The following is a 12,447-nucleotide window of genomic DNA, read 5'->3' on the forward strand; positions in this document are numbered from 1 at the left end:
GAGAGTGTCTGCGGCTCGCAGAGCGTCAGCTTTGCGCCATCAGCCGGGCCACATCCAGCATGCGCGCGGAAAAGCCCCATTCATTGTCATACCAGCCGAAGATACGGATCTGTCTGTCGCCGCACATCCGGGTTTCCGGCGCTGCGATCACCAGTGATTCCGGCCGGGCCCGCAGATCCGAGGAAACCAGCGGCAGATCGGTCCAGCCCAGCACCGGAGAGCCTTCGACGGCTTCCTTCAGCGCGCTGAGGGCGTCAGTTTCGCTGAACGGGGTTTCAAGGCTAGCCACCAGATCGACGGCGGAAACACTGGCGGCAGGCACCCTGACGGCAGCGCCGCTGATCCGGCCCTTCAGCTGCGGCAGGACCTCGTCGATCAGGTGAGTGGCCGAGCTGGTGGTTGGAACCATCGACATTGCCGCCGCACGCGAGCGTGCGAAATCGCCGCGAGGCGCATCTACCAAAGGTTGAGAGTTGGTGTAGCAGTGGATCGTGGTCATATGGGCTGAAGCGATGCCCGCGAGTTCATCCAGCAGGCGCACCAGTGGTGCCAGAGCATTGGTGGTGCAGGAGGCGTTGGAGACGATGCGGGCGTCTGTCAGCCTATCCTCGTTTGCGCCCAGAACCACGGTGCGTTCGGCGGCGGGGGAGGGGCCGGAGATCAGCACCTTGCGCGCGCCGGCCTGCAGGCCGCGTTGCGCCACGTCGGAGGTTCGGGCGATGCCGGTGCATTCGAGAACCACATCGACACCGGACAGATCGACCTCAGTCAGGTCCGCTGCATGGCTGACCGGGATAGTGCGGCCCATCACGTGCAGGCTGGCTTCTCCTGTCTCCACCGGCGCGGGGAAGGGGCCGAATGTGCTGTCGTATTGGAACAGGTAGGCGCAGATATCGAGCGGTGCGATATCGTTGATCCGGGCGATCTCGATGCTTTCGGATCCGGGCAGTGTCAGGATCTGGCGCAGGATGGTGCGACCAATGCGGCCAAATCCGTTGATGGCAATTTTCATGAATTGTTCTCCGGCCCCCGAAATGGAGCGGCGCAGCCGGTCCGGATTGGGGCGATGAATATCTGAATGGGAAGGCAAAAGGGAGCGAGTGGCAGGCGCCGTGCGGCGTCGCGGTGCGCGGTTACCGCGACCGACAGACCAGATCGGCGTAGTAGACGCCGGAGATCGTGCGCAGCATGCTGTCGCGGCGGACGGTGCAACCGGTGGCGGCCTTGTAGGCGCGCGCAGCCTGACGGGCGCTGATCATTGCAGGAGGGCGGAAGGCTTCCAGCTTGCGGTTCAGCCGCTCGGCCCGGTAGCGTCCGGTGTCATCGCCCGCGGGGCTGACGATCCAGGTACGGCCCAGAACGGTGACCTGACTTCCCAGTACCTTCTCCCCTGCCGTGGCGGTCGTGGCGTGCAGCGACATCAGGCCTACGCCAAACAGGGCGCAAAGCGCCAGAGTGGGAACCGCTGTGCGGCGGCTGAAAACAAGGCGGGCAAGGGTGCGGGCCGGGGCAAAAGCAAAAGTCATCGGACTGCTCCTGAAGGCAAAGACGTAATCGCAGCCTAGCGTCGCGGCTGCGGTTTGCAATGGGGCGTCCGAGGAAAAGCCGCCGACCCGGCCTTTCAGCGCAGGGGCGTGAGCGGCATATGGCGGTTCACATCCTTGTAAAGCAGGTAGCGGAACCGGCCCGGTCCACCCGCATAGCAGGCCTGTGGGCAGAAAGCGCGCAGCCACATGAAATCACCGGCTTCCACCTCGACCCAGTCCTGATTGAGCCGGTAGACTGCCTTGCCTTCCAGCACATAAAGCCCGTGCTCCATCACATGGGTTTCGGCAAAAGGAATGGTGCCGCCGGGTTCAAAGGTAACGATGGTCACATGCATGTCATGGGAGAGGTCTTCGGGATCCATGAAGCGCGTGGTGCCCCAGCGCCCCTCGGTTCCAGGCATCATATGGGGCGACAGATCCTTTTCATTGACGGTGAAAAAGGCAGGGGCGGTCAGGCCCGGTGCGGACTGCCACTGTTTGCGGATCCAGTGGAAGGAGGCGGTGTCTGCGGCGGGATTGCGCAGCGACCAGTCGCTGCCTGGGGGCACGTAGGCAAACCCGCCCTCCTCCAGCATATGCGCGGTGCCGTCGATGCTGAGCTCGACCTGGCCAGCGGTAACAAACAGGCTGCCCTGCGCAGCCGGATCGGTCTCCGGGGTGTCAGACCCGCCGCCCGGTTGCAGCTCGACGATATACTGAGAGAAGGTTTCGGCAAACCCGCTGAGCGGGCGCGCGATCACCCACATGCGCATGCCCTGCCAGCCCGGCAGCACCGAGGTGACGATGTCCCGCATGGTGCCCTTGGGAATGACCGCATAGGCATCGGTGAACATGGCCCGGTCTGTCAGCAGCTGGTCCTGCCCGGGGTGCCCGCCTGTTGGGGTGAAATAGCTGCGCTCTGTCATGGTGCCGCCGTCCTTTGTGAGGCTCTGATGGGGCGCGGACTGTCCCGCCTGGCATTGTTTGGGCAGGCGGTTACCGCGCGTCAGGAGCGACTATGAGCCGATGCGCGCGCGGGTCCAAGGTGCGGCGTGGTAAAAACATTGTTCAATAATTTTTGAATATGCCCCGGAGCCGGCGCCCCGGGGTGCGAGCGGGCAACGATCAGAGGCAGTCCACGGCTTTGGACTGGCGCAGATCGGCGGCGCAGAGTTGCAATCCCTGCAGCAGATCGCCGGTGTCGGCCTCGGGGTTGTTTCCGCGCGGGACGGAGGCGCCAACCACGATCGGAGTTTGTCCCGGAACGGAGACGGGCACCGCAAGGCCAAGGATGCCTGGTTCGAATTCGCTGTCGGTCAGGCACCAGCCCTGACGACGGGCGAGGTCGACCTGATTGGTGATGTCTTCGGGGTGGGTCAGGGACTGCTCCGTATGGCGCGGTTTATCCGCGCGCGCGACGGCTTCGCCCGCCTCCTCGGGCGGTAGGCAGGCCAGAAGCATCCGTCCGAGACTGGTGTGCAGCAGCGGGATATGCGCCCCCGCAGTAAAGCCGTAGGTGACCGGTCCTTGATCGACGGTGGATTGTGCCAACAGCAGAACCCGGTCCTGATCCAGAATGCAAAGGGTGATGCCGACCTCCAGCTTGCGGGCATGCTGGTTCAGCACCGGCTGAACCCGGTGGCCGAACTGGTTGGCCTGCAGGAAACCGCCCGCGAGCGCCAGAACCCGCGGCGTCAGCGATAGCATGCGGCCGTCCTGCCGCAGATACCCGGCCTGCACCAGGGTCAGGGCCCCCCGGCGCGCAGTCGCCCGGTCCTGTCCGCTGCGGCGCGCGATTTCGGCCAGGGTGAGGCTGGGTGTTTCGGCGTCAAAGGTCGCCATGACGGCCAGCCCCTTGGCAAAGCTGGATGAAATGTTCCGGTCCTGAGGAGGTTTGTCCATTCGAAGTCCCAAAGAAGCCGCTCGCCATAAGGGGAACAGGTCTTGACACCGATCCTCAGGCTGCGCAGTAATTGTGCGTATGAACATATATTGGTGCGTATTTCGAACTTCGTCAAGTCACTCGTTGCAGCCTGTTACCTTCGGTTCGAATTATTGCAGACAGGAATAAGGATCCCGCCATGATCAGCCAGGAACTCAACGACAGTCTGACACGCGTCGGAAAGGGGAGCGATGCCGGAGAGGTGCTGCGCCGCTATTGGCAGCCTGCGGCGCTCTCGGATGAACTGCAGCAGGGGCGCCCGGTGGTGCCGGTGCGTCTGCTGGGCGAGGATCTGGTGCTGTTCCGCGATGCCGAAGGCAAGCTCGGCCTCATCGGGCGGCACTGTCCGCACCGGGGCGCAGACATGTGCTATGGGCGGCTTGAGGATAACGGTCTGCGCTGCCCCTTCCATGGCTGGCATTTCAACCGTTCGGGGCAATGCGTTGAGCAGCCGGGTGAGCCGGAAGGCAGCCGGATGCACGAGAAGATCCAGACCGCGTCTTACCCGGTGGTCGAAAAGAACGGTATCGTTTGGGCCTATATGGGGCCGGGGGAGCCACCGGAATTCCCTAACTTTGACTGTTTCCGCGCACCCGATACGCATGTTTTTGCCTTCAAGGGCCTGTGGGAGTGCAACTGGCTGCAGGCAATGGAAGTGGGGATCGACCCGGCGCATGCCTCTTTCCTGCACCGGTTCCTGCAGGACGAAGATCCCGCCGACAGCTATGGCAAGCAGTTCCGCGATAAGGCGGGCAACACCGAAATTCCGATGACCAAGCTGCTGCGCGACTATCCGCGCCCGGAAATTCAGGTGGAAGAGGCCGATCACGGGCTGAAAATCACCGCCCTGCGCCACATGGAGGATGGCCGCAGCCACGTGCGGGTCACCAACCAGATCTTCCCCGAGGCGATCTGCATTCCGATGAGCCGGGAAATGACCATCACCCAGTGGCACGTGCCGATCGATGACGAGAATTGTTATTGGTATTCGATGTTCACCAGCTTCGACAAACCGGTGAACAAGGAGCTGATGCGCGAACAGCGCCTCAAGGAACACGTGCTGCCCAGCTATGCGCCGAAAAAGAACAAGCGCAACGAATACGGCTATAACCCGGCCGAGCAGGAAAGCGAGACCTATACGGGCATGGGGCTCGACATCAACGTGCACGATCAATGGGCAGTTGAAAGCATGGGCGCCATTCAGGACCGCACGCAGGAGCATCTGGGCAAGTCGGATGTGGCCATCATCCGCTACCGTCGTATGCTGCGGGCGGCGATTGCGGCCGTGAAGGAAGGCCGCGAAGCGGATCTGCCGATGGCGGGCGGACTGGACCTTGGCAGCATTTTCGGGCCTATTTCCAATGACTCGATCGCCCAGGACGGCGATTGGCAAAAGGCGGCGGAAGAGGCAGACGATGCGCGCCGCGGCCAGTGCTCCTGGGATGCGAGCGTCTGAACCGTCCCGGAAGCAACGCAACACCACAGCCAGCACCGGCCCCGGTAGGGTCGGATGCATAGCGATGAAAGAGGCGAGATGGCCGAAGATATTTCCACAGGCAAGCTGGCCCGTCTTGGCCTCTTGTCCGATGCATGCCGCGCTGAGGCGGCGGATCTGCTGCAAAGGGTCAGGTCAGAGGGTATAGAAACCGTCCGGGTTCTGTTTGCCGATCAGCACGGCATCCTGCGTGGCAAAACCATCGTGGCCGACGCCTTTGACAGCCTGTTCTCTGCGGGGCTCAATGTGCCTTCGACCCTGCTGTTGAAAGATACCTCGCATCGCACCGCCTTTCCCGTCTGGAGCGAGGCAGATGACGGTCCTGCCAGCCTGATGCAGGGGGCGAGTGATGTGCTGCTGGTGCCGCGTCCGGAGACTTTCCGCGTACTGCCGTGGTCGCCGCATTCGGCCTGGATCCTCTGCACGCCGGTGATGCGCGATGGCAGCCCGGTTCCCTTTGCCTCGCAAGCCGTGCTGCAGACGGCGGTGGATCGGCTGGCCGGGCAGGGCATGGCTGCAACATTGGGGCTGGAGGTGGAATTTCAGGTCTTTGAGCGGACCAGCGATGCCCGCGATCACGGTCAGTCGGGCATGCCTGGCGCGCCGGTTGAGACCCGCAATCTGGCGCAGGGGTACCAGTATCTGACCGAAACCCGTTATGGCGAAATGGAAAGCGTGCTGGATCTCATCCGCCGCAACGCGCAGGGGCTGGGTCTGAAGGTGCGCTCGGTCGAGATTGAAATGGGGCCAAGCCAGGTCGAGCTGACCTTTGCCCCTGCCGATCCGGTGACGCAGGCGGACGCGATGGTGATGTTCCGTACCATGGTCAAGGAGGTATGTGCCCGCGAAGGATTGCACGCTAGCTTCATGGCCAAGCCGCGGCTGGAGAACGCGATGGCCAACGGCTGGCACGTGCATCAGTCGCTGCAGGATATCGCCACGGGCCGCAACCTGTTCATGCCACAGGCGGATGGCAGTCTCAGCGCCGAGGCGTCGGGCTGGATTGCCGGGCTGCTGACCCATGCGGAGGCTTCGTCGCTGATGATCGCACCGACGGTCAACAGCTACAAACGCTATATGCCGTTCCAGCTGGCGCCGAACCGGATCCAGTGGGGCGCCGACAACCGCGGCGCCATGCTGCGCGGGCTGATGGCGCCCGGCGATCCCGCGAGCCGGATCGAAAACCGCGCGCCGGACAGTTCCGCAAACCCCTATTACGCCTTTGCCGCGCAGCTGATCGCGGGCGGCGATGGAATCGCGGCGGGGCTCAAGGCGCCGTTGCCCACGACCTCTCCCTATGGTGAGGGGGCGCAGGAATTGCCGAAATCGCTGGGCGCGGCGCTGGCGGCATTCGAGGCAGGGAGCGATCTGTTCAGTGGCGTTCTGGGGGAGGGCTTCACGGGGTATCTGTCCCATCTCAAACGCTTCGAATGGGATCGTTACCTGAACACCATCAGCGAATGGGAACAGGCCGAATATTTCAACCTGTTCTGAAATCGGCATCAAACTTCCTTGAAAGCGACAGTATTGCTGCCGTTTGCGTCTTGAACGGCGGGCGGCACGCTGTTAGCTTCGGGGCGCGCAGACGGGAGAACCGCAGCGGAGCGGAATCACCTCGCTCCAACCGGTGCCGAAGGAGCAACCGCCCCGGAAACTCTCAGGCCAAAGGGACCGCCTACGCAATAAACTCTGGAGAGACCCCGGCGTAGGTACCGGGGCGCCGAAGGGATAGCGATCTCAGGCGCAAGGGACAGAGGGGGCATCGAAGTGTGCAGGCGAAATCTGCGCAGAACTTGGATGCCGGACCCATTCGAACAGATGGATCGGACCGGCCGTGACAACGGGACGGACACGCATGTCTGATGAAACCACGTCTGATTTGAAAAAGACGCCTTTGTTTGCCCTGCATGAAGAGCTGGGTGGCAAGATGGTGCCTTTTGCCGGGTATCTGATGCCGGTGCAGTATCCCATGGGCATTATGGGCGAGCACAAGCACACCCGCGCCAAGGCGGGCCTTTTTGATGTCAGCCACATGGGGCAGGTGATCCTGACCGGCGCGAGCTATGCGGCGGTGGCCGAGGCATTCGAAACGCTGGTACCGATGGACGTGCTGGGCCTCAAGGAAGGGCGCCAGCGCTATGGTCTGTTCACCAACGATCAGGGCGGCATCGAGGATGATCTGATGTTTGCCAATCGCGGTGATCACCTGTTCGTGGTCGTGAATGCTGCCTGTAAAGAGGCCGATATCGCCCGCATGAAGGCGGCGCTGGAACCGGCTGTGACTGTTACCCCCATTATTGACCGCGCGCTGCTGGCGCTGCAGGGTCCTGCGGCCGAGGCGGTTCTTTCGGCGATTGCGCCTGCCGCCGCGGACATGAAATTCATGGATGTGGCCACGCTGGATGCAGATGGGGTCGAAATCTGGGTCTCCCGCTCGGGCTACACGGGCGAGGATGGCTATGAGATCTCCGTACCTGCAGACCAGGCCGAAGCGTTTGCCCGCCGCCTGCTGGCGCATGCTGATGTAGAGCCGATTGGCCTTGGCGCGCGGGACTCCCTGCGCCTTGAAGGCGGTCTGTGCCTTTACGGCCATGACATTGACGCAGAGACCCGCCCGGCGGCGGCCTCGCTCACCTGGGCCATCCAGAAGGTGCGTCGCCCCGGCGGCGACCGCGAAGGTGGTTTTCCGGGGGCGGACAAGGTTTTTGCCGAGATGGCAGAGGGTCCGGCCATGCGCCGTGTGGGCCTGAAACCCGAAGGCCGCGCGCCGATGCGCGAAGGTGTGGAGCTGTTTGCCGAACCCGAGGGTGGCGCGCCCATCGGCAAGATCACCTCTGGCGGCTTTGGCCCCACAGAGGGCGGCCCGGTGGCGATGGGATATGTCCCTGCGCACATGGCCACGCCCGGCACCCGTATCTATGGCGAGCTGCGCGGTAAACGCGCCCCCGTCACCGTTGCAACGCTGCCTTTCGTGGCGGCCAACTTCAAGCGCTGAAACAGAAAAACAGGCGCGTTTGTTCAAAGGGAAAGTGGACATGAAATATACCGAAGAACACGAGTGGCTGCAGGCCGAAGGCGAGATCATCACCGTGGGCATCACCGCCCATGCGGCTGAACAGTTGGGCGATGTGGTGTTCGTCGAACTGCCCGAGGTCGGCAGCGAAGTGACCAAGGACGAAGAGATCGTGGTGATCGAATCCGTCAAGGCCGCCTCGGACATCCTGTCGCCGCTGGACGGCGAGATCGTCGAGATCAACGAAGCCATCGCGGATGAGCCGGGCAAGGTCAACGAAGACCCCGAAGGCGAAGCCTGGTTCTTCAAGATCAAACCGTCCGATCTGTCTCCGATGGACGATTACATGGACGAAGCCGGTTACAAGGCGTTCATCGGCTGATTTCTCATTCCCCGCCGCCAGATCCGGGGGCGGGGAACCACTGCGCTGTGCGAACGGGCCTGCCCGAATGATAGGGTTGTGCCTGAAACATGAACCTGAAGGGGTGCCTCATGTCTTTTGAACCGACGGACTACCTGCCGTATGACTTTGCCAACCGCCGCCACATCGGCCCGTCTCCCGAGGAGATGGACGAGATGCTGCGCGTCGTGGGCGCCGACAGTCTGGATGCGCTGATCGACGACACCGTTCCGGCGTCGATCCGGCAAAAGGCTGCGCTGGATTTTGGGCGCCCGCTGTCCGAGCGCGAGCTGCTGTTCCACATGCGCGAAGTCGCACAAAAGAACAAGGTGATGACCTCGCTGATCGGGCAGGGCTATCATGGCACGGTGACCCCGCCCGCGATCCAGCGCAACATTCTGGAAAACCCGGCCTGGTACACGGCCTACACCCCCTATCAGCCGGAAATCTCGCAGGGTCGGCTTGAGGCGCTGTTGAATTTCCAGACGATGATTTCCGATCTGACCGGTCTGGAAATTGCGAATGCCTCGCTTCTGGATGAAGCCACCGCCGCCGCCGAAGCGATGACCATGGCGCAGCGGGTTGCCAAATCCAAGGCCAAGGCGTTTTTCGTCGACCGCGACTGCCACCCGCAGAACATCGCCGTGATCAAGACCCGCGCCGAACCGCTGGGCATCGAGGTGATCGTCGGCAATCCGGAGAAGATGGACCCCGAGCAGGTGTTTGGCGCCATCTTCCAGTATCCCGGCACCTATGGTCACGTCACCGATTTCACCCCCCATATCGAAAAGCTGCACGCGCACAAGGCAATCGCCGTGGTCACTGCCGACCCGCTGGCGCTGACGCTGCTGAAAGAGCCCGGTGCCATGGGCGCCGATATCGCCGTCGGCTCCACTCAGCGGTTTGGCGTGCCGATGGGGGCAGGCGGGCCGCACGCGGCCTATATGGCGACCAAGGATGCCTACAAGCGCGCGATGCCGGGCCGGATCGTCGGCGTCTCGGTCGATGCTCATGGCAACAAGGCTTACCGCCTGTCGCTGCAGACTCGTGAACAGCACATCCGCCGCGAAAAGGCGACCTCGAACGTTTGTACCGCGCAGGCGCTGCTGGCCGTGATGGCCTCGATGTATGGTGTTTTCCATGGTCCCAAGGGACTGAAGGCGATTGCACAGCGTATCCACCGCAAGACCGTACGTCTGGCCAAAGGGCTGGAAGAGGCGAACTTCAAGGTCGATCCCAAGGTGTTCTTTGACACCATCACCGTTGATGTGGGCCCGTTGCAGGCGGCAGTCCTGAAATCCGCGGTCGACGAAGGTATCAATCTGCGCCGCGTCGGTGAAACCCGGGTTGGGATCACGCTGGATGAAACCACCCGTCCGGAAACCATCGAAGCCGTCTGGCGCGCCTTCGGGATTGTCCGCAAGGATGACGATTTCACCCCGGAATACCGGGTGCCAGAGAACCTGCATCGGACCTCGGACTACCTGACCCATCCGATCTTCCACATGAACCGGGCTGAGACTGAGATGATGCGCTACATGCGTCGTCTTGCGGATCGCGACCTGGCGCTGGACCGGGCGATGATCCCGCTGGGCTCCTGCACCATGAAGCTGAATGCTGCCGCGGAAATGATGCCGCTCAGCTGGCCCGAGTTCGCCCATATCCACCCCTTTGCCCCGGCAGACCAGACCGAAGGCTATGGCGAGATGGTGACGGATCTGTCCGACAAACTGTGCCAGATCACCGGGTATGATGCGATTTCGATGCAGCCCAATTCCGGGGCGCAGGGCGAATACGCCGGTCTTCTGACCATCGCAGCCTACCACCGGGCGCGTGGCGAAGGGCATCGTAACATCTGCCTGATCCCCGTCTCCGCGCATGGCACCAACCCGGCCTCGGCGCAGATGGTCGGATGGAAGGTCGTGGTGGTGAAATCGGCCGAGAATGGCGATATCGACCTCGACGATTTCCGGGCCAAGGCGGAAAAGCACCGCGACAACCTTGCGGGCTGCATGATTACCTATCCCTCGACCCACGGCGTGTTCGAGGAAACCGTGCATGAGGTCTGCAAGATCACCCATGATCTGGGCGGTCAGGTCTATATCGACGGCGCCAATATGAACGCCATGGTCGGCCTGTCCCGTCCCGGTGATCTGGGCGGCGATGTCAGCCACCTGAACCTGCACAAGACCTTTGCCATCCCGCATGGCGGCGGCGGCCCCGGCATGGGACCGATCGGTGTGAAATCGCACCTGGTCTCGCACCTGCCGGGCCATCCCGAAACCGGCGGCGAAGAAGGTCCGGTGTCGGGTGCGCCCTTCGGCTCGGCTTCGATCCTAACCATCAGCTGGGCCTATTGCCTGATGATGGGGGGCGCCGGTCTGACCCAGGCGACGCGGGTGGCGATCCTCAACGCCAACTACATCGCCAAGCGGCTCGAAGGGGCCTACGACGTCTTGTATAAAGGTCCCTCGGGCCGCGTCGCGCATGAGTGTATCCTGGATACTCGCCCCTATGCGGACAGTGCTCATGTCACCGTGGACGATGTTGCCAAACGTCTGATGGACAGCGGTTTTCACGCCCCGACGATGAGCTGGCCGGTGGCAGGTACCCTGATGGTGGAGCCGACGGAATCCGAAACCAAGGCCGAACTGGACCGGTTCTGTGAGGCCATGCTGTCGATCCGCGAAGAGATCCGCGACATCGAGGAAGGCCGTATCGACGGGGAGAACAACCCGCTGAAACACGCACCGCACACGATGGAGGATCTGGTCAAGGATTGGGACCGTCCCTACAGCCGCGAACAGGGCTGCTTCCCGCCGGGCGCTTTCCGCGTCGACAAATACTGGCCACCGGTCAACCGGGTCGACAATGTCTATGGCGACCGCCATCTGATCTGCACCTGCCCGCCGCTGGAGGACTACGCCGAAGCGGCAGAGTAAGGCGCGGTCTCAATTGAAGAAGGACAGCGGGCCCCATTCGGGGCCCGTTTTCTATTGGCGGATTGCCTTCGGCGGCCGACTATCTCTGTTTGCGCGGGAATACGTTGACCCTCCAGAGAGACGTAAGTGTTCAAAGTGTGGCTTGTTTTGGAAATAATATTTCGTAACTCTTTCGAGGCGCTTCCACATTGATGCACATTTTATGTGCAGGTCAATTTTTCGCGAAGTTATGACCTTTTTTGCAACCTACAGGCGCGTGAGTGATAAGCACCCGTTAAGACGAATCGACTTCTTTGGCTTGGTACTCAATACCAGGAGCGAAGTATGAAGTTCGGAATTGCAGCATGTGTGTCTGCGTCTCTTCTCGTCTTTTCCAATCCCGCGGTAGCGGCCGAAATTACAGTCATGGCCGGTGATCTGCCTCCGATGATCAATCAGGATGGCACCGGGCGCGAGGCTGAGATTATCTCGGCGGTTCTGGGGCACTGCGGCCACAGCGCTGTTTTCAAGGTGCAGCCTTTTACCCGTCACTGGCAGTCCTTCGAAAAAGGGTCTGGTGATGCGGTGGCCACCGTGCCGCTGGGCATGCCCACAGCCGGGACTCAAACCAAGACCTACATCAACTATCAGAATGGTGTTTCGTTCCTGACCTCTTCAGAGCAGCAGGCCGATGCGCTGTCGGATCTGGATGGCTGGAACATCGTGGCCTTTGAGGGCGCGAGCAACATCATTCCCGGACTGGATGGGGCAACCGCAGGCTTCAAATCCTATCGCGAGATGGCTGACCAGAAGACCCAGAGCAAGCTGCTCTATGGCAAGCGGGTCGATGGCATTCTGGGCGATGGTATGCTCTTCGCCGAGTTCAGCCGTCAACTGCAGGAAGCTGGTTCTTCCGCCGGTGTCGACGCCAGCCAGCCGCTTGAATTCCGTGCCATCTTTGAACCCAGCCCCTATGTCATGAGCTTCCGGGATCCGGCGATTGCCGCTGATTTCGACCGCTGCTTTGGTGAGCTGGAAGCAGATGGAACCATCCAGGAGATCAACACCCGCTGGACCGACAAATACCGGGACGCGCTGGAAGACAACTACATGTCCTTCTGATCCGCAGCGGTGGCAGGCGTGTCGGTCT

General features: G+C 62.1%; 10 protein-coding genes and 1 riboswitch. Of the genes, 6 read left to right on the forward strand and 4 right to left on the reverse strand.

Features of this window, described 5'->3' with window-relative positions; all coding sequences use genetic code 11:
- Window positions 1-25: 25 nt before the first annotated feature.
- The 4 genes from SM764_RS17280 to SM764_RS17295 all read right to left on the reverse strand — a co-directional run bounded on the left by SM764_RS17280 (window position 26) and on the right by SM764_RS17295 (window position 3,428).
- Window positions 26-1,012, reverse strand: coding sequence for a type I glyceraldehyde-3-phosphate dehydrogenase (locus tag SM764_RS17280; protein WP_082996131.1), 987 nt, complete (start codon window positions 1,010-1,012; stop codon window positions 26-28).
- A gap of 121 nt (window positions 1,013-1,133) precedes the next feature.
- On the reverse strand, window positions 1,134-1,526 hold the full coding sequence (locus SM764_RS17285) for a hypothetical protein (protein WP_369002329.1): 393 nt from the start codon (window positions 1,524-1,526) through the stop codon (window positions 1,134-1,136).
- 95 nt (window positions 1,527-1,621) lie between these two features.
- Window positions 1,622-2,452, reverse strand: a complete 831-nt coding sequence (locus SM764_RS17290; RefSeq protein ID WP_369002330.1) for a bifunctional allantoicase/(S)-ureidoglycine aminohydrolase — start codon at window positions 2,450-2,452, stop codon at window positions 1,622-1,624.
- Window positions 2,453-2,651: 199 nt separating this feature from the next.
- On the reverse strand, window positions 2,652-3,428 hold the full coding sequence (locus SM764_RS17295) for an IclR family transcriptional regulator (RefSeq protein WP_369002331.1): 777 nt from the start codon (window positions 3,426-3,428) through the stop codon (window positions 2,652-2,654).
- A 179-nt stretch (window positions 3,429-3,607) separates the two neighbouring features.
- Here SM764_RS17295 and SM764_RS17300 point away from each other — a divergent pair, with 179 nt between their 5' ends.
- The 6 genes from SM764_RS17300 (at window position 3,608) to SM764_RS17325 (ending at window position 12,419) form a co-directional block, all read left to right on the forward strand.
- Entirely contained in the window at window positions 3,608-4,924 is a 1,317-nt protein-coding gene (locus SM764_RS17300; protein WP_369002332.1) for a Rieske 2Fe-2S domain-containing protein, read from the forward strand.
- Window positions 4,925-5,002: 78 nt separating this feature from the next.
- Entirely contained in the window at window positions 5,003-6,457 is a 1,455-nt protein-coding gene (locus SM764_RS17305) for a glutamine synthetase family protein (RefSeq protein ID WP_368946738.1), read from the forward strand.
- Window positions 6,458-6,642: 185 nt separating this feature from the next.
- Window positions 6,643-6,727: riboswitch (glycine riboswitch) on the forward strand.
- A gap of 91 nt (window positions 6,728-6,818) precedes the next feature.
- Window positions 6,819-7,958: a glycine cleavage system aminomethyltransferase GcvT gene (gene gcvT, locus SM764_RS17310; protein WP_369002333.1), complete on the forward strand. Its 1,140-nt coding sequence runs from the start codon at window positions 6,819-6,821 to the stop codon at window positions 7,956-7,958.
- Between the two features lie 40 nt (window positions 7,959-7,998).
- Entirely contained in the window at window positions 7,999-8,358 is a 360-nt protein-coding gene (gene gcvH / locus SM764_RS17315) for a glycine cleavage system protein GcvH (RefSeq protein ID WP_065273332.1), read from the forward strand.
- Between the two features lie 110 nt (window positions 8,359-8,468).
- Window positions 8,469-11,318 carry an aminomethyl-transferring glycine dehydrogenase gene (gene gcvP, locus SM764_RS17320; RefSeq protein ID WP_274827883.1) on the forward strand — a complete coding sequence of 950 codons (2,850 nt, stop codon included), beginning with the start codon at window positions 8,469-8,471 and terminating at the stop codon, window positions 11,316-11,318.
- A 324-nt stretch (window positions 11,319-11,642) separates the two neighbouring features.
- Window positions 11,643-12,419 carry a type 2 periplasmic-binding domain-containing protein gene (locus SM764_RS17325; RefSeq protein ID WP_274827884.1) on the forward strand — a complete coding sequence of 259 codons (777 nt, stop codon included), beginning with the start codon at window positions 11,643-11,645 and terminating at the stop codon, window positions 12,417-12,419.
- Window positions 12,420-12,447 lie beyond the last annotated feature (28 nt).

It is taken from the genome of Pseudophaeobacter sp. 1A16562 (assembly GCF_041008785.1).
GTDB classification, from domain to species: Bacteria; Pseudomonadota; Alphaproteobacteria; order Rhodobacterales; family Rhodobacteraceae; genus Phycobacter; species Phycobacter gallaeciensis_A.

Bases quoted from the DNA above. Each gene is read 5' to 3' on its own strand.
- SM764_RS17300 (WP_369002332.1), top strand. From the start codon at position 3,608: ATGATCAGCCAGGAACTCAACGACAGTCTGACACGCGTCGGAAAGGGG.
- SM764_RS17290 (WP_369002330.1), bottom strand. From the start codon at position 2,452: ATGACAGAGCGCAGCTATTTCACCCCAACAGGCGGGCACCCCGGGCAG.
- SM764_RS17325 (WP_274827884.1), top strand. From the start codon at position 11,643: ATGAAGTTCGGAATTGCAGCATGTGTGTCTGCGTCTCTTCTCGTCTTT.
- SM764_RS17280 (WP_082996131.1), bottom strand. From the start codon at position 1,012: ATGAAAATTGCCATCAACGGATTTGGCCGCATTGGTCGCACCATCCTG.
- gcvH (WP_065273332.1), top strand. From the start codon at position 7,999: ATGAAATATACCGAAGAACACGAGTGGCTGCAGGCCGAAGGCGAGATC.
- SM764_RS17295 (WP_369002331.1), bottom strand. From the start codon at position 3,428: ATGGACAAACCTCCTCAGGACCGGAACATTTCATCCAGCTTTGCCAAG.
- gcvT (WP_369002333.1), top strand. From the start codon at position 6,819: ATGTCTGATGAAACCACGTCTGATTTGAAAAAGACGCCTTTGTTTGCC.
- SM764_RS17285 (WP_369002329.1), bottom strand. From the start codon at position 1,526: ATGACTTTTGCTTTTGCCCCGGCCCGCACCCTTGCCCGCCTTGTTTTC.
- gcvP (WP_274827883.1), top strand. From the start codon at position 8,469: ATGTCTTTTGAACCGACGGACTACCTGCCGTATGACTTTGCCAACCGC.
- SM764_RS17305 (WP_368946738.1), top strand. From the start codon at position 5,003: ATGGCCGAAGATATTTCCACAGGCAAGCTGGCCCGTCTTGGCCTCTTG.